The sequence below is a fragment of the Mesorhizobium sp. CA8 genome (assembly GCF_020164955.1).
GTDB lineage: Bacteria > Pseudomonadota > Alphaproteobacteria > Rhizobiales > Rhizobiaceae > Mesorhizobium.
In genome coordinates this window covers 1-16,784 of record NZ_JAIUHG010000003.1, presented here as the reverse complement: position 1 = coordinate 16,784, position 16,784 = coordinate 1, and the positions used below count along the sequence as shown (strand labels likewise).

General features: G+C 64.5%; 13 protein-coding genes. 10 read left to right on the top strand and 3 right to left on the bottom strand.

What is annotated here, in order from left to right; genetic code table 11:
* Positions 1–50: 50 nt before the first annotated feature.
* Together LB553_RS04455 and LB553_RS04450 are read right to left on the bottom strand one after the other, a co-directional pair.
* On the bottom strand, positions 51–314 hold the full coding sequence (locus tag LB553_RS04455) for a hypothetical protein (RefSeq protein WP_027167119.1): 264 nt from the start codon (positions 312–314) through the stop codon (positions 51–53).
* 292 nt (positions 315–606) lie between these two features.
* Positions 607–3,096, bottom strand: a complete 2,490-nt coding sequence (locus LB553_RS04450) for a mechanosensitive ion channel family protein (RefSeq protein WP_224511024.1) — start codon at positions 3,094–3,096, stop codon at positions 607–609.
* Between the two features lie 193 nt (positions 3,097–3,289).
* Here LB553_RS04450 and LB553_RS04445 point away from each other — a divergent pair, with 193 nt between their 5' ends.
* The 5 genes from LB553_RS04445 (at position 3,290) to LB553_RS04425 (ending at position 10,031) form a co-directional block, all read left to right on the top strand.
* The gene (locus LB553_RS04445; protein ID WP_224511023.1) at positions 3,290–4,549 is read left to right on the top strand and encodes a sarcosine oxidase subunit beta; all 1,260 of its coding nucleotides are present in this window, start codon (positions 3,290–3,292) and stop codon (positions 4,547–4,549) included.
* Positions 4,550–4,564: 15 nt separating this feature from the next.
* Entirely contained in the window at positions 4,565–4,843 is a 279-nt protein-coding gene (locus tag LB553_RS04440) for a sarcosine oxidase subunit delta (RefSeq protein ID WP_224511022.1), read from the top strand.
* Complete coding sequence (locus LB553_RS04435) at positions 4,840–7,833, top strand: sarcosine oxidase subunit alpha (RefSeq protein WP_224511021.1); 2,994 nt, start codon at positions 4,840–4,842, stop codon at positions 7,831–7,833. The genes LB553_RS04440 and LB553_RS04435 overlap by 4 nt, the downstream gene beginning before the upstream one ends.
* A 7-nt stretch (positions 7,834–7,840) precedes the next feature.
* Positions 7,841–8,428 (top strand): sarcosine oxidase subunit gamma family protein, encoded by a 588-nt coding sequence (gene soxG / locus LB553_RS04430; RefSeq protein ID WP_224511470.1) that lies wholly within the window; start codon positions 7,841–7,843, stop codon positions 8,426–8,428.
* 220 nt (positions 8,429–8,648) lie between these two features.
* Positions 8,649–10,031, top strand: coding sequence for an MFS transporter (locus LB553_RS04425; RefSeq protein WP_224511020.1), 1,383 nt, complete (start codon positions 8,649–8,651; stop codon positions 10,029–10,031).
* Positions 10,032–10,058: 27 nt separating this feature from the next.
* On the opposite strand, the gene LB553_RS04420 is transcribed toward LB553_RS04425, so the two are convergent.
* Positions 10,059–10,763, bottom strand: a complete 705-nt coding sequence (locus LB553_RS04420) for a nitroreductase (protein WP_224511019.1) — start codon at positions 10,761–10,763, stop codon at positions 10,059–10,061.
* Between the two features lie 281 nt (positions 10,764–11,044).
* On the opposite strand from LB553_RS04420, the gene LB553_RS04415 reads away from it, so the two are divergent.
* The 5 genes from LB553_RS04415 to LB553_RS04395 all read left to right on the top strand — a co-directional run.
* Positions 11,045–11,587 carry a helix-turn-helix domain-containing protein gene (locus LB553_RS04415; protein WP_412033267.1) on the top strand — a complete coding sequence of 181 codons (543 nt, stop codon included), beginning with the start codon at positions 11,045–11,047 and terminating at the stop codon, positions 11,585–11,587.
* Between the two features lie 98 nt (positions 11,588–11,685).
* The gene (locus LB553_RS04410; RefSeq protein WP_224511015.1) at positions 11,686–14,139 is read left to right on the top strand and encodes a GcvT family protein; all 2,454 of its coding nucleotides are present in this window, start codon (positions 11,686–11,688) and stop codon (positions 14,137–14,139) included.
* Complete coding sequence (locus LB553_RS04405) at positions 14,136–15,035, top strand: homocysteine S-methyltransferase family protein (RefSeq protein ID WP_224511013.1); 900 nt, start codon at positions 14,136–14,138, stop codon at positions 15,033–15,035. The genes LB553_RS04410 and LB553_RS04405 overlap by 4 nt, the downstream gene beginning before the upstream one ends.
* Positions 15,035–16,216 (top strand): pyridoxal phosphate-dependent aminotransferase, encoded by a 1,182-nt coding sequence (locus tag LB553_RS04400; protein WP_224511011.1) that lies wholly within the window; start codon positions 15,035–15,037, stop codon positions 16,214–16,216. Before LB553_RS04405 ends, LB553_RS04400 begins: the two co-directional genes overlap by 1 nt.
* Positions 16,213–16,784 (top strand): NAD(P)/FAD-dependent oxidoreductase (locus tag LB553_RS04395; RefSeq protein WP_224511008.1); only part of this gene is annotated, 572 nt, incomplete at its 3' end. The genes LB553_RS04400 and LB553_RS04395, both read left to right, overlap by 4 nt.

Sequence of the window (16,784 nt, the reverse complement as noted above, 5' to 3'; positions counted from 1 at the left end):
CATCGGTCCGGCCTTTGCCAATCTTGCGGCGCCACTCTCTGTGGCGAGAGTTACTTGATGCGCGCCGCGCCGCCCGAGATTTCGACCGTTTCCGAGCCGGTCAGGGCTTCGAGGTCACCATTGGGCAGAGTGACGAAGCAGCCGTTCGAGCAGAATTCCACCGTCTCGCCGGCGGCAAGCGTCAGCTCGCTCTTGGCGCCGCCTTCGGTCACGACCAAGGTCCGCGTCTGAGCGTCCCGGTTGATCGCGCTGGCGGCGAAAGCCGAACCGCCCAGTGCCAGCAACGCGATGGCGGCAACGACAGACTTCCACATTGAAATTTCGGTGTTTCACACACCGCCTCTGTTCAAATTTGCAAGGCATTCTCGCCCTTTGCATCGAAGCTTATATGAGATGTTACCTGAACCGCAACTGAATGCCGCATTCATGCCACAATCGATTTCGCTGTCGGATAAGCCGTCGTCCAAGGTGTATTGAGATTCAGGTCAGGCCGAGCCGAAAATGGTGGCTTCCGAGAACCGGAGCGGAGCGTACTTGAAGTACGTGAGCACCGGAAGCGCAGGAAACCCCATTTGCAGGCCGGCCTCACCTGAATATCAATACACCTCAGCCGGGGTCCGGCTTGCGGCCCTTGCGCTTGGTCTTGGCCAGCCGTTCCCGCTCGGCCGCGGCTTCCGCCTCCAGCCTCTCGCGCTCCGCGAATTCGGCTTCGATCTTGTCGTCGTCGATCGGCCAGGCTTCGTGCTTCTTGCTCTCGACCACGGCGCGCGGCGTCGATGGTATCTCGATCTGCTCCTGCTCGAAGATATCGAAGATGGCGAAGCGGATATCGTTCTGCACGACGCTGCCGTTCATGATGTCCGCGACGAACACGCGTATTTCGAATTCGAGCGCGGCCGAACCGAAATTGGCGAAGAGGACGAACGGCTCGGGGTTCTTCAGCACCATCGGATGGGCGCGCGCAATATCCGTCAGGACGGCATGGACGCGCTTGACGTCGCTGCCATAGGCGACGCCGACCTTGATGTCGATGCGTCCGAGCTTGTTGCGATGCGTCCAGTTGCCGACAGCATTGTTGATCAGGTTCGAGTTGGGCAGGATCACCGCCTGCCGCTGGAACGTCTCTATCTCGGTGGCGCGTACGCTGATCTTCCGCACGGTGCCGCTGACGTCGCCCGCGACGATCCAGTCGCCGACCTTGAACGGCCGTTCGGCAAGCAGGATGAGGCCTGAGACGAAATTGGACACGACGTTCTGCAGGCCGAAGCCGATACCGAGCGAAAGCGCGCCGGCAACCAGCGCCAGGTTGGAAAGATCGATGCCCGCCGCCGAGATGCCGACCAGCGCGGCGACCGCCACGCCGGCATAGCCGACACCGAGCCGGATCGAGTTGCGCACGCCGGCATCGACCTTGCCGCGCGCCATCACCGAGCCGTCCAGCCAGCCCTGGAACCAGCGCGTCAGGAAATAACCGATGCCGAAGACGACGATGCCGCTGAGGATGCCGAGGAAGGAGATGGTCACCGAACCGATCGTGACGCCGGTCGCCAGTTTGTAGGCCCAGGCCTCGATGTCGCCGGGCTGGAAGCCCCACATCAATAGGATCAGCGGCAGGAACACCACCACGATCATCAGGTTGATGGCGATGCTGACGACCAGGCCGAGCTGGTCGAGGGCGGTATCCTCGTAGCTGGAGTTTTCCGAAAGCCATCGCCCGACCGAAGTGTCGGCGAAGCCGCCCTCCTCCCCGATCGCGCGAGCCGAGAGGAAGCCGATATACGCCGTCACCAGCACTGTGCCGGTCACCACGACCTGGAACGAGACGAAAAGCGCCAGGCCGATATAGCCAAGCAGCGCCGCCGCAATGGTGAACAGGCCGAGGGCGATGGCCATGAAGCGAAGCCATGCCGGCCAGGGCCGCCATGAGCCGTCAGCCGTCCTGAAAGGCCGCAGCAGTCCCATCAGGATCAGAATGACGCCGACGATGATCGCGGCGACAAAGCCCCTGGCGATCGTCAGCGAAAGTGGCGATCCCATCTTCTCGTTGACGACCGACAGGAAGTAATTGAACCCGAGCACCAGCGCCATGGCGGTCGTCAGACCAACCAGCCAACGCGCCCGGCCGGTCGCGACCGGGATCAGGCGCCAGTTGGGCAGGCGCGGTTCGAGCGCCGCGTTGGTCAGCCGGTTGACGCAGAACACCATGGCGATCACCGTCAGCAAGGCATTGAGGAACGTGCCGATATCGCCACGCAGCACATTGTAATAGTTGAAGAAGAACACGGCCGAGGCGAAGAAGACGCCGAGCGCCAGGGTCGGCAGCAGCGTCGACCAGAAGGCCACCGACAGCCTGCTGAGATAGGACGGATCCTCGACCGTCGGGTCGGCCTCGAATATGCGGCCGAACAGGCGCCTGCCGCCGATCAACAGAACGGCCGCCAGGGCGAGCGCCATCAGCGTCGCCGCAAGGATCGCCTGGAACTTGAACCTGACGGCGAAGCTCGCCCAGGACGAAACTGCCTTGTAGAGGCCCGTGAACTGATCATGCGCGTCGGAAAAGGCCTGCGGGCTCAACGCGTCGGTCAGATCATAATGCTTGGTGATGACGCTGCGGAAAAGCTCGCTGCGCATGACGGCGATCTTGTCGACCAGCCCGTTGACGCGGATCGACAGGTTTTGCGCGCTGGCGACGACCGCGTTGATCTGAGCTTTTTCCGTGGCGAGCGCACTGCGCTCGCTGCTGACGATCACCGGCTCGGTAGGTTGCCCCTGCGCCGGCGGCGGGCCGAGAACCTCGGCGCGATTGTTGATGTCGGTGAGGCGCTGCCGGAACGCCAGCGCGCTGTTCAGCGCCGCGCGCGAAATATCCTCCAGCTGCAACCGGATGTCGACAAGCCCCGCATCGTCCTGGTCGGGGTCGCTCAGTTTCTTTTCCAGGCCGTCGGTCCTGGCCGTCAGGTCCTGGATGACCTTGGTCTGATCGGCGATGAGCTGCGACGAACCATGGCCGATCGCCTGCGCCGACGCCTCGAGCGCCGGCTGCCCGAAGACAGCGACGATGACGATCAGAAGCAGGCGAAGCAGGCGGAAGAACATGACTTTGTTGGCGACTCGCGGCCGAAAAATTCTCGAAATTTCCGCCTTTGATAAAGACCGGCCTATCGGGCGGCAAGCCGTCCGATCGCATCGGCGAGAGTCGGCCTGGCGAAAAGCGATGGCGTAATCTTGGCTTTACGCTTCCCGCCTGCTCTATAGTCTGCCGCCTCGCATCATAAGGACGATAGGAAGAATGGCGGAATATTCAGCCTTTTCGCTGCTCAAGAACGCGCTGACCGGCAACAAGGATTGGAAGCCCGCCTGGCGCAAGCCGGATCCCAAGGCTTCCTATGACGTGATCGTCATCGGTGGCGGCGGCCACGGTCTTTCGACCGCTTATTATCTTGCCAAGGAACACGGCATCACCAATGTCGCGGTGCTGGAAAAAGGCTGGCTTGGCTCCGGCAATGTCGGCCGCAACACCACCGCCGTGCGCTCCAACTATCTCTTGCCGCAAAACACCCGCTTCTACGAACATTCGATGAAGCTGTGGGAGAACCTGTCGCACGACCTCAACTACAACGTCATGTTCTCGCAGCGCGGGTGCCTCAATCTCGCGCACACGCCCGCCCAGCTTGACGACTATGCCAGGCGCGGCAACGCCATGCGCCATCTCGGCGTCGACGCCGAACTGATGAGCGTCGACCAGATCAAGCGGCTTGTGCCGGCGCTGGATGTCTCCGGTTCCGCGCGCTTCCCTGTCGTCGGCGGCTTGATGCAACGCCGTGCCGGCAGCGCCCGTCACGACGCCGTCGCCTGGGGCTATGCGCGCGGCGCCGACCGGCGCGGCGTCGATATCATCGAGAATTGCGAGGTCACCGGTTTCCTGCGCGACGGCGACCGCGTCACCGGCGTTTCGACGACGCGCGGCGAAATCCGCGCCAAGAAGGTCGCGCTTGCGGTTGCCGGCAGCACCGGCCGCGTCATGCAGCTTGCCGGCATTTCGCACATGCCGATCGAAAGCCACGTGCTGCAGGCCTTCGTCTCGGAATCGCTGAAGCCGATCATCGATACGATCCTGACCTTCGGCATGGGCCATTTCTACATTTCGCAATCCGACAAGGGCGGCCTCGTCTATGGCGGCGACCTCGACGGCTACAACAGCTACGCCCAGCGCGGCAGCCTGCCGATCGTCGATGAGGTGATGAGCGAGATGCTGGCGCTGTTCCCCGGCCTGGCGCGCGTGCGCATGCTGCGCTCCTGGGGCGGGCTGTGCGACATGACGATGGACGGCTCGCCGATCATCACCACTGGCCCACTGCCGGGCATGTACCTCAATTGCGGCTGGTGCTATGGCGGCTTCAAGGCGACGCCTGCCTCCGGCTGGTGCTTTGCCTACACCATTGCCAAGGACGAGCCGCACGATTTCAACGCGCCCTTCACACTCGACCGCTTTTATCGGGGCCTCATCATCGACGACAAAGGCCAGGGCGCGACGCCCAGATTGCACTAGGGTTTGGATTGAAAAATGCTGATCACCTGTCCCTATTGCGGCCCGCGCGACGTCATCGAATTCACCTACCAGGGCGACGGCAACCGCCAGCGGCCGCAGCCCGCCTCGCAGAACCTCGACGCCTGGAACGCCTATGTCTACGACCGCCTGAACCCGGCCGGCGATCACAACGAGATCTGGCAGCATTCCGGGGGTTGTCGCGCGCATCTTAGGGTCGTGCGCAACACCATCACGCACGAAATCCTGAGCACCGAGTTCGCCCGTGGCGGCCACAAGACGGAGAGCCGCTCGTGAGCCCGCGCCGCGCCGAGACCGGCGGCCGGATCGACCGGCTGCGCACCATCCGCTTCACCTTCGACGGCGCGGCTTACACCGGCCATGCCGGCGACACGCTGGCCTCGGCGCTGCTCGCCAATGGCGTGACGCTGTTCGGCCGCTCCTTCAAATATCATCGCCCGCGCGGCCTGCTTGCCGCCGGCGTCGAGGAGCCGAACGCGCTGGTGACGGTGCTGCGCGGCGAAGTGCGCGAGCCGAACATTCCGGCCACCATGGTCGAGATCTATGACGGGCTGGTCGCCGTCAGCCAGAACCGCACGCCTTCGCTCGCCTGGGATATCGGCGCCCTCAACCAGCTCGGCGGCAAGCTCCTGTCGGCCGGCTTCTACTACAAGACCTTCATGGGTCCGGTGATCGGTCCGCTGAAGGGCACGCGCTTCTGGATGTTCTGCGAGCATTTCATTCGTCGCGCCGCTGGCCTCGGCAAGGCCGGCACCGCTCCCGACCCGGCGCGCTACGAGCGCATGAACGCATTTTGCGACGTGCTGGTCGTCGGTTCCGGCCCGGCCGGCCTGATGGCGGCGAAGGCCGCCGCCGACCAGGGCGTCCGCGTCATCCTTGCCGACCTCGAAGCCCACTTCGGCGGTTCCGCAAACTGGTCGGACGAAATCATCGACGGCATGCCCGCCGCCGACTGGGCCCAACGCGCAGTCGGGCAGCTCGAAGGCAACGACAATGTCCGCCTGCTGCCGCGCACGACCGTGTGGGGTTACTATGATGGCAACACGCTTGCCGCGCTGGAACGGGTGACCGACCACAAGGAAACACCCGCCAAGGGCGAACCGCGCCAGCGCTACTGGGCGATCCGCGCGGGCACAGTGGTGCTCGCCACTGGCTCCTTCGAACGGCCGCTGGTGTTTCCGGGCAACGATCGGCCCGGCGTCATGCTGGCGCATGCGGCGGAACGCTACGCAGTTGAATATGGCGTGCTGCCGGGACAGCGCATCGCGCTCTTCACCAATAACGACAGCGCCTACCGCTCCGCCGTCGCCTTGAAGAAGGCCGGCGCGACCATCGTTGCCATCGTCGATGTCCGTGCTGACATCTCGAACGACATGCGCCGGCTCGCCGGCGAGGCCGAGGCCGAGCTTCTGGACGGCCATGCCGTGATTGCGACCGAAGGCGGCAAGGCCCTCACCGGCCTCAAGGTGCAGCGCTTCGACGCCCTGAGCGGTGCGCTGAGCGGCGACGAACGAAGCATCCATGCCGACAGCCTTTTGATGTCGGGCGGCTGGTCGCCGACCATCCATCTCGCCAGCCAGGCGGGCGCCAAGGCTGAATGGGACCCGGCCAGGCAGGCCTTCCTGCCGCCCAAGCCGACGCAGCGCTGGATCGGCGCCGGCGCCTTCACCGGCAGCTTCTCCACCGCCGAAGCCATCGCCGAGGGTCGCGCGGCCGGCGTTTCGGCTGCCGGCGGAACGGCCGCGCCCGCCGCCCTGCCGACCGTCGAGGCCGCACCGGGCGATCCCGATCCGGCTCCGGTCTTCGAAATCAAGGCCAAGGGCAAGAGCTTTGTCGACTTCCAGCACGATGTGACCGCCGAGGACGTGCGGCTTGCGCATCGCGAAGGCTTCGTATCGGTCGAGCATCTGAAGCGCTACACCACGCTCGGCATGGCGACCGACCAGGGCAAGAACTCCAATGTGCCTGGCCTTGCGATCATGGCCGAGGCGCTCGGCAAGCCGATCCCCGAAGTCGGCACGACGCGCTTTCGCCCGCCCTACACCGCAGTGTCGATCGGCTCGCTGGCCGCCGAACGCTTTGGCGATCTCAAGCCCGAGCGGCTGACGCCGATGCATGACTGGCACATCGCCAATGGCGCGACCATGTATTCGGCCGGCCTCTGGTACCGGCCGATGATCTACGGCCTTCCCGGCGAGACGATCGAGCAAGCCTATGTCCGCGAAGCGAAGGCCACGCGCGAAAGCGCCGGCATCGTCGATGTCTCGACGCTGGGGAAGATCGCGGTGCAGGGACCCGACGCGGCCGAGTTCCTCGACCGCGTCTACACCAACATGTTTTCCACTTTGGCCGTCGGCAAGGCCCGCTACGGCCTGATGCTGCGTGAGGATGGGCTAGCCTTCGACGACGGCACCACCTGGCGGCTCGGCGAGCAGGAATTCCTGATGACCACCACCACCGCCAATGCCGGCAAGGTGATGCAGCATCTGGAGTATTTTCTCGACGTCATCTGGCCGGAGCTGAAGGTCACCGTGACCTCCGTCACGGACGAATGGGCGGGCGCGGCGATCGGCGGGCCAAACGCGCGGGCCATCCTCGCTTCCTGCGTCACCGGCACCGCCGTCGACAACGCCACCCTGCCCTTCATGGGCATCGTCCATGGCCGGATCGCCGGCGTGCCGGTGATGATCTGCCGCCTGTCCTTTTCCGGCGAAATGGCGTTCGAGGTTTATTCCGGCGCCGGCTACGGCACCCATGTCTGGCAGGCCCTGATCGAGGCCGGCAAGCCGTTCGGCTTGGTCACCTACGGGCTCGAGGCGCTGGGCACGATGCGCATCGAGAAGGGCCATGTCACCGGCGCCGAGATCGACGGCCGCACCACGGCGCGCGACCTCCATCTCGACTGGATGCTGTCGAAGAAGAAGCCCTTCATCGGCTCGGCCATGATGGACCGCGAAGGCCTGATCGCCCCTGACCGGCTCGAGCTGGTCGGGCTGATCGCCCTCGACAACCGGCCGCTCAACGGCGGCGGCCATGTCGTCGAGGAACTGGACGAGGACAATCCGCACGACTCGCTCGGTCACATCACCGCCTGCTGCTATTCACCGGCGCTCGGCAAATATATCGCCCTGGCCCTGGTCAAGGACGGCAAGGCACGTCACGGGACCCGCGCCTTCGTCTCCGACCCGCTGCGCAACCGGTTCGGGCAGGTCGAGATCGTCTCCAACCATTTCTACGATCCGGACGGGAGCCGCATGCATGGCTGAGCAGCATTTGCCCGAACGCCAATCGCCGCTCGAGCCGGAGTATCATCCAGGTTCGCACGGCAACTTCGAACATGGCGTCGATGTTATCCTGTCCGAGATGCGGCCGGGCACGATCCTGCAGCTCGCCGCCTGGCCGGGCGAAGAGAAGCAGCTGATCGAAATTATCGGCGAGGTCACCGGTCTCGCTCTGCCCGATGGCGCCGGCGGCGGCGTGAGCAGCGGCGCCCGCGCCGCCTTCGGCTTCGCGCCGGGAAAGTTCACCGTGGTCGACGAAGCGGAGGGGCTTGCTCAAGCCTTCGCCGGCGCCATCACGCCAGCCGTCGGTACGCTGACCGATCTCTCGCATGGCCGCACCGCGATCCGCATCGCCGGCCCGAAGGCCGAGTGGGTGATGGCGAAGTTCTTTGCTATCGACTTCGCCTTGCCGGCCTTCCCGCTGGGCGCTGGACGTTCGACCAACCACCATGACGTGTTCGCCCAGATCCAGCGCACCGGCGCCGACCAGTTCGACATCTACGTCTTCCGCTCTTTCGCGCGCTCGTTCTGGAAGGCCTTGTGCCACGCCTCCGAGGAAGTCGGTTACGAGGTGCAGTAGCGCGGCGTTGCTGGCTCGGGATTGGTCCAGGCACTATCTGGCACTATCGACGGCCACAACTGCGGCTTGAGCCTTGGGCCAGCAGGCGCGATAGGTAGGGAATCACGGGCGTTTGCTGGGCAAACATCCGCACAGGCAACCAGTTCGACCATACCCTTCCATGACTGTTGAGACTTCGGCGACGGCCACGACCCGCTTTGCTCCGGCGGAGGGTCCGTCGATGCTGTTGCCGGCAACCGTCGCTTGCGGCGTGTTCATGACCAGTCTTGACCAGAACGTCGTGGTCACCGCGCTGCCCGGCATCGGCGAGAGCCTCGACCGACCGCCAAGCCAGCTTGGGCTTTTGATCACCGTCTATGTCGCCAGCCTCATTGTCACCATGCCGCTCGGCGGCTGGCTGGCCGACCGTTTTGGGCTGCGCAACGTCTATTGCTTCGCCCTGCTCGTCTTCGCCAGCGCCTCGGCCCTGTGCGGCCTTTCGGAAAACATCTGGATGCTAGTCGGCTCGCGCGCCTTGCAGGGCTGCGGCGGCGCGCTGATGGGCACGCTTGGCCAGGTCGTGATCCTGTCGAGCTTCCCGCGCGCCCGTACGCTGAAGATCAACATGTATATTTCGCTCGCCGGCCAATCCGGGCCGCTGGTCGGGCCGCTCGTCGGCGGCGCGCTCACCACCTACGTCTCCTGGCGCTGGATCTTCTACATCAATATCCCGATCGCCCTGACCGCGGCGCTTCTGGCCGTCTGCCTGTTTCCGACGACGACCAAGCCGGTGCGCACGCCATTCGATCTGCCTGGCTTCCTGCTCGTCGGCAGCGGCATGGGATTGCTGGTCTTCGGCATGGATTCGCTTGCAGCCAAGGATGCCGCGAACAGCCTGATCGGCATCGAGCTTGGCCTGGCGATCGTCATCCTGACGGTTGCCGCCTTCTATTGCCTGCGCGCCCGCAACCCGCTGCTCGATCTCAACCTGCTGCGCATCCGCACCTTCCGCATCTCCTTCCTGACCGGCGGGGGACTGGACACGATCGGCCTGAGCTCGGTGGTCTTCCTGCTGCCGCTGATGTTTCAGCTCGGCTTCGGCATGAGCGCGGTGCAGGCCGGATCGCTGACCTTCGTCGCCGCGATCGGATCATTGCTGATGCGCTTCTTCATGCCGCGCCTGTTGAACCGCTTCGGCTTCAGGCGCGTGCTGGTCGTCAACACGCCGATCGTCGCCCTGTTGGTTGTCGGTTTCGCCCTGATGCAGGAAAGCCTGCCGGCCTGGATCGTTTTGGTCTACATCTTTACCTTCGGCGTCTTCCGCTCGGTGCAATGGGCCTCCACCGGCAATCTTGCCTATTCGGACATCGCGCCGGAGCAACTCGCCCCCTTCAGCGCGCTCTATTACATCCTGTGGCAGCTTGCGGTGGCGATCAGCGTCGGCCTCGCGTCGGCGCTCCTGTCGCTGCTTGCCGGCGGCGGCAAGGCCAGCGTCAACGACTATCGCATCCTGTTCGTCATCGAAGGCCTGATCACGCTTTGTGCGTTATTGGCCTATCTGAGGCTGACCCCGAAGGACGGCGCCCATGTCAGCGGCCATGGCGCGCATATGAGCACGGATTGACGGTCCGCATCGCGGTCTGCGCCGACGCTATTCCGCGAAGGTCACCCAGTCCTCGATCGGCGCGCGGTCGGTGCGGAACTCGTTTTCGGGCTTCGAGGTGTCCTCGTAGCCGAGCGCCATGCCGCAGACGACGACCTCCTCGTCGGGAATGTTGAGCACCGGCCGGATCTGCCGGTGATAGGGCGCGAAGGCAGCCTGGGGGCAGGTATGCAGTCCCCGGCCCCGCGCCGCGACCATGATGTTCTGCAGGAACATGCCGTAGTCGATCCAGGAGCCTTGGTTCAGTCTCCGGTCGATCGTGAAGATCATGCCGACCGGCGCATCGAAGAAGATGAAGTTGCGGTCGTGCTGCGCCCGCATCTTGTCGACCTCGCGGCGGCCGATGCCCAGCGCGCCGTAAAGCCCGAAGCCGTTGGCGCGGCGACGCGTCAGGTAAGGTTCGAAGAACTGGTCGGGATAGTAGCGGTACTCGTCCCACTCGGCCTTTTCGGCGCGGATGCCGGAGTTGAGGATGGCGTCGCTGATGCGCTGCTTGACCTCGCCCTTGGTCACATAGACGCGCCAGGGCTGCATGTTGGTGCCGGACGGCGCACGCGCAGCGACCGCCAGGATCGCGCGGATCGTCTCGTCATCAACCATGTCGGGCAGGAAAGCGCGAACGGACCGGCGCGAGGTGATCGCCTCGTCGACGATCGCCGCTTCCGATGCGGTCCGGATGTTCTTCTCAAGCATGGGCCGTCCCTTTGCGCATGGCCAGAAACCGTAAAGACGGTTTCTCTTGACGACCATCCGCAGACTCTAAGCTAAACTGGTCCCGACCGGGCGCCCCACTCCGCCGCTCGTCCGCGAGCCTTTGCATCAACGGCCGAAATCGCGCAAGCAAATCTTGTGGCCTATGAAAATTCCCTTGATTTTTTCATGAATTTACTCTCTCATGAAATTTATCGAGATTTTTTCACGAGCAATCTTTGGCCCCCACCGCGACCAAATCGGAGCAGGACAATGGCGACCGGCTGCTGGCCGGCGACATCCGCGCGCTCCGCAAGGCGCGCGGCCTCACGCTCGCTGAAATTGCGCTCAAGTTAGGTCGCTCGGTCGGTTGGGTCAGCCAGGTCGAGCGCGGTCTTTCTATTCCTTCGCTCGGCGATCTCAGGGCATTCGCCGGCCTCTTCGATGTTCCGATCAGCCTGTTCTTCAGCCATGATGTGCCTGTCGAGCAGGAACGCGGCGTGGTGGTGCGCGCCGGCAGCCGCCGATCGCTTGGCACAAGTGAATCCGGCCTGGTGGAGGAGCTTCTCTCCCCCGACCTGGGCGGTAGCTTCGAGATGCTGCGCTCGGTCTTCGCGCCGGGCGCGGAGCTGAAGACGGAAGCGCGCCGTCCTACGGAAGAAGCGGGCTATGTCGCGTCGGGCACGTTCGAGATCGAGATCGACGGCGTCTGGCATCGTCTCGGCGAAGGCGACTCGTTCCGCTTCGAGGGCAAGCCGTTCCGCTGGCGCAATCCTGGCGTCGAGGCTGCGGTTGTCATCTGGGTGGTTTCACCGCCTGTCTATTGATCAATGCATGTCGCCCAAAAATGCGAAGCGGTTTGGGATAACGACATGCATCAAAACAAAAATCGAAGCGCGAAGCGCTTAGGCTTTGGAGGAAGAACATGGCGGGTTTGCCGGCCACGGCACGCGTGGTGATCATTGGAGGCGGTGTCGTCGGCTGCTCATCGCTCTATCATCTGTGCAAGGCGGGCTGGACCGACTGCGTGCTTCTGGAAAAGAACGAGCTGACCTCGGGCTCGACCTGGCATGCCGCCGGCAACGTGCCGACCTTCTCCCCGTCATGGTCGCTGATGAATATGCAGCGCTACTCGACCGAGCTTTACCGCGGGCTCGCCGAAGCGGTCGACTATCCGATGAACTACCATGTAACCGGCTCGCTCCGGCTCGCCCATACCAAGGAGCGCATGCAGGAATTCCAGCGCGCCAAGGGCATGGGCCGCTACCAGGGAATGAATATCGACGTCGTCGGACTGGACGAGATCAAGCGCCGCTACCCCTTCATCGAGACGCATGAGTTGAAGGGCGCGCTCTATGACCCGAGCGACGGCGACATCGACCCGGCGCAGTTGACCCAGGCGCTGGCCAAAGGCGCGCGTGACATGGGCGCGAAAATCATCCGCTTCTGCCCAGTCACCGGCGTGCGCCGCGAGAACGGCGAATGGGTGGTCGAAACACCGCAGGGCGAGATCCGCTGCGAGATCGTTATCAACGCGGCCGGCTATCGCGCCGCCGAAGTCGGCAAGATGTTCGGCCGCGATGTGCCGATGATGGTGATGAGCCATCAGTACATATTGTTCGAGGAAATCCCCGAGCTTGCCGCCTGGACGAAGGAACAGGGTCACAAGCTGCCGCTGCTACGCGACGTCGACACGTCCTATTATCTTCGGCAGGAAAAGAGCGGCATGAATCTCGGCCCCTATGAGCGCAATTGCCGCGCGCATTGGGCGACCCATAACGATCCGATGCCGGAGGATTTTTCCTTCCAGCTTTTCCCCGACGATCTCGACCGCCTCGAGCATTACCTCGCCGACGCTGTCGCCCGCGTGCCGATCCTCGGCACCGCCGGCCTCTCCAAGGTGATCAACGGACCGATCCCTTACGCGCCGGACGGCAACCCGCTGATCGGGCCGATGCCGGGCGTGCCGAACGCCTTCGAGGCCTGCGTCTTCACCTTCGGCATCGCGCAAGGGGGCGGCGCCGGCAAGGTGCTGGCCGAATGGGTCACCGAAGGCCAGACCGAATGGGATATGTGGTCCTGTGATCCGCGCCGTTTCACCAGCTTCGCCTCGGCGCCCGACTATTGCGTCGCCAAGGGCATGGAGATCTACGGCAACGAATACGCCATCCAGTTCCCGCGCCATGCCTGGCCGGCGGGGCGCAACCGCAAACTGTCGCCGCTGCATGAGCGCATCAAGGCGCTTGGCGGCCAGTTCGACGCCTATAATGGCTGGGAGCGCGCGACTTGGTACGCACAACCCGGCGATGATACTTCCGAGGAGTCCACCCTCACCTTCCGTCGCGACGGACCCTGGCAGCAGCGCGTGCGCGAGGAATGCCTTGCCGTCCGCGACGCCGCCGGCATCCTCGACCTGCCCGGCTTCTCGCGCTTCAACCTCGAAGGCCCGGGCGCGGCCGATTGGTTGGCGCTGCAGGTCACCGGCCTTGTGCCGAAACCCGGCCGCATCGGTCTCGTCTATTTCGCCGACGACAAGGGCCGCATCGTCACCGAGATGTCGGTGGTGCGCCACGGCGAAGACCGGATGACACTGATCACCGCCGCGGTGGCGCAGTGGCATGATTTCGAATGGCTGAAGTCGCGCATACCCGCCGATGCGGCCTTCACGCTGACCGACCGGACGGAGGAATACTCAACGCAAATCCTTGCCGGCCCGACCTCACGCGCTATCCTGGCCGAGGTCTGCGATGCGGACCTCACCCTTCCCTGGCTGACGCATCAGGAAACGACGATCGCCGGACGCTGGGCGAAGCTGGTGCGAGTCTCCTTCGCCGGCGAGCTCGGCTGGGAGATCCACACCAAGGTCGCGGACACGGCGACCGTCTTCGACGTCGTCTGGGCCGCCGGCCGGAAGCACGGGCTAAAACCATTCGGAATGTATGCGCTGGATTCGCTGCGGCTGGAAAAAGGCTACCGCACCTGGAAGGGCGACCTCTCGACCGACTATTCGATCCTGCAGGGCGGCCTGGAGCGCTTCGTCAAATGGGATAAGCCGGACTTCCGCGGCAAGGCGGCTTTGCTCAATGAGAAGCAGCAGGGCGTGAAGAAGCGCTTCGTCACTTTGGTCGTCGAGAACCCCGGCGACTGCGATGCGCCCTATATGTCGACGCTCTGGCATGACGGCACGATCGTCGGCGAGACGACGTCGGGCGGCTGGGGCCACCGGATCGGCAAGTCGATTGCGCTCGGCATGCTGCGCGCCGATCTCACGCAACCGGGCACGGCGGTCGAGGTCGAGATTTTTGGCGATCGCTTCAAGGCCATCGTCCAGAACGACGAACCGCTGTGGGATCCGAAGAATGAGAGGTTGCGGGCATGACTTCCGTCATCCTCACTGACGGCGGTATGGGACAGGAACTGGTCCGGCGCAGCAAGTCCGAGCCGACGCCGCTGTGGTCGGCCAGGGTGCTGATCGACGAGCCGGAACTTGTGCGTGACCTGCATGCGGAATTCATCCGTGCCGGCGCCCGCGTCATCACCATCAACACCTATTCGGCAACGCCCGAGCGCCTGGCGCGCGAGGGCGCCGAAGATCTGTTCAAGCCGTTGCAGAAGCGCGGCATCGAACTGGCGCGCCAGGCTCGCGACGAGGCGGGCGACGCCGCCATCGCCGGTTGCCTGTCACCTCTGTTCGGCAGCTACGCGCCGGCGCTGACCATCTCATTCGAGGACACGCTCGATATCTATCGCCGCATCGTTGCCGAGCAGGCCGACGGCGTCGATCTGTTCCTGTGCGAGACGATGGCTTCCGCCGAGGAGGCGCGCGCAGCGGTCACCGCGGCCTCGGAAATCGGCAAGCCCGTATGGGTGTCTTGGACGCTCGCCGATCATGGCACGCCGCGCCTGCGCAGCGGCGAAACCATTGCTGCTGCCGTCAACGCTCTCGATGACCTGCCGGTCGCGGCCCGGCTGCTCAACTGCTGCCGGCCCGAAGCCATCGCCGCCGCGTTGCCCGAACTCGTTGCCCTGGGTGGACAGGTAGGTGCCTATGCCAACGGCTTCACTTCGGTCGAGGCATTGAAGCATGGCGGGACGGTGGACGTGCTGCACGCCCGCCATGATCTCGATCCGCAAGCCTATGCGGACCAGGCCATCGGCTGGGTCGATGCCGGCGCCGGCATTGTCGGCGGCTGTTGCGAAGTCGGCCCCGCCCATATCGCCGCCCTGCGCGACAAGCTCACGCGAGCCGGCCACCAGATTTCGGGAGTTTCCTGATGCCAAAGCCATCAAAGCGCATTACCGGTATCGTGCCTTCGGGCAAGGACGGCTGGGAGGTCCATTTCGCCGCCTGGAATCGCAAGCAGGCCGGCGAGGACATCATTGTGCTCTCGGTCGGCGACCATGATTTCGACACGCCATCGGAAACCATCGAAGCCTGCGTGAGCGCAGTGCGCGGCAGCAACCATCACTACACGCCGCTGCCCGGCCTGCCGCGCCTGCGCAAGGCGATGGCCGCGGCCGCGACCGCTTGCGCCGGCATCCTCACGAGCCCCGACGAGGTCATCGCCACGCCTGGCGGCCAGGCAGCGCTTTACGCCGCCGTGCAGGGCGTGCTCGACCCGGGCGACCACGCCATCGTTGTCGCGCCTTACTACGCCACTTACCCCAACACCTTCAGCGCCGCGGGCGCCAGCTTCACGGTGGTCGAGACGCCGGCCGAAGATGGGTTTCAACCTCGCGCGGACATGATCCGCGCCGCGCTCAAACCCAACACCCGCGCCATCCTGATCAACACGCCGAACAACCCGACCGGTGCCGTCTATTCGCGCGAACGGCTCGAACAGCTGGCCGAAATCTGCAAGGAGCACGATCTCTGGCTGCTGTCGGACGAGGTCTACTGGACGCTCGGCGGCGGCGAGCACATCTCGCCGCGCTCGCTGCCGGGCATGGCCGAGCGCACGCTGGTCATCAACTCCATGTCGAAGAGCCACGGCATGACCGGCTGGCGCATGGGCTGGCTGACCGGCCCCAGGGCGATGATCGCGCTGATGGCCGATCTCAATCTGGTCACGACCTACGGCTTGCCGGCCTTCATCTCCATCGCCTGCGCCGAGGCGCTCGAAAACCACTATGGCGTGAAGGACATCGCCGAGCGTTACGCCGCGCGGCGCACGATCTTCCTCGATGCCATACGCGGCGCCAATGAAGTCACCGTGCGCGGCTCCGAAGGCGGCATGTACATCATGCTCGATGTCTCCGCAGTCGAACCCGACGACGAGAAATTTGCCTGGGCGCTGCTCGACAAGGAAAAGGTCGGCGTCATGCCCGGCTCGAGCTTTGGCGAGGCCGCCGCCGGCCACATCCGCATCAGCCTTTGCCAGCCCGAACCCATCCTCAAGGAAGCAGCGCTTCGCGTTCGCCGCTTGGCTTCCAACTATCGGCGCGAGGCCGCATGACCAAGACCGTCCCGACCAAGGCCATTCCCAATAAGGCGAGGGCCGTCATCATCGGCGGCGGCGTCTCCGGCTGCTCGGTCGCCTATCACCTGGCCAAGCTCGGCTGGACCGACATCGTGCTCTTGGAGCGCAAGCAGCTCACCTCAGGCACCACCTGGCATGCGGCCGGGCTGATCGGCCAGTTGCGCGGCTCGCAGAACATGACGCGGCTGGCGAAATATTCGGCCGACCTCTACGTCAAACTGGAAGCCGAGACCGACGTCGGCACCGGCATGCGCCAGGTCGGTTCTATTACCGTCGCGCTGACCGAAGAGCGCATGCACGAGATCTATCGGCAGGCATCGCTCGCCCGCGCCTTCGATGTCGACGTGCGCGAGATTTCGCCGCGCGAGGTCAAGGAGATGTACCCGCACCTCAACGTCTCGGATGTGGTGGGCGCGGTGCATCTGCCGCTCGATGGCCAGTGCGATCCCGCCAACATCGCCATGGCGCTGGCCAAGGGCGCGCGCCAGCGGGGTGCTGCGATTATCGAGAACGTCAAGGTCACCAAGGTCCATACGAAGAACGG

Coding starts and splice junctions, on each gene's coding strand:
- LB553_RS04455 (WP_027167119.1), bottom strand. CDS start 314: ATGTGGAAGTCTGTCGTTGCCGCCATCGCGTTGCTGGCACTGGGCGGT.
- LB553_RS04425 (WP_224511020.1), top strand. CDS start 8,649: ATGCTGTTGCCGGCAACCGTCGCTTGCGGCGTGTTCATGACCAGTCTT.
- LB553_RS04445 (WP_224511023.1), top strand. CDS start 3,290: ATGGCGGAATATTCAGCCTTTTCGCTGCTCAAGAACGCGCTGACCGGC.
- LB553_RS04450 (WP_224511024.1), bottom strand. CDS start 3,096: ATGTTCTTCCGCCTGCTTCGCCTGCTTCTGATCGTCATCGTCGCTGTC.
- LB553_RS04420 (WP_224511019.1), bottom strand. CDS start 10,763: ATGCTTGAGAAGAACATCCGGACCGCATCGGAAGCGGCGATCGTCGAC.
- LB553_RS04410 (WP_224511015.1), top strand. CDS start 11,686: ATGGCGGGTTTGCCGGCCACGGCACGCGTGGTGATCATTGGAGGCGGT.
- LB553_RS04440 (WP_224511022.1), top strand. CDS start 4,565: ATGCTGATCACCTGTCCCTATTGCGGCCCGCGCGACGTCATCGAATTC.
- LB553_RS04400 (WP_224511011.1), top strand. CDS start 15,035: ATGCCAAAGCCATCAAAGCGCATTACCGGTATCGTGCCTTCGGGCAAG.
- LB553_RS04405 (WP_224511013.1), top strand. CDS start 14,136: ATGACTTCCGTCATCCTCACTGACGGCGGTATGGGACAGGAACTGGTC.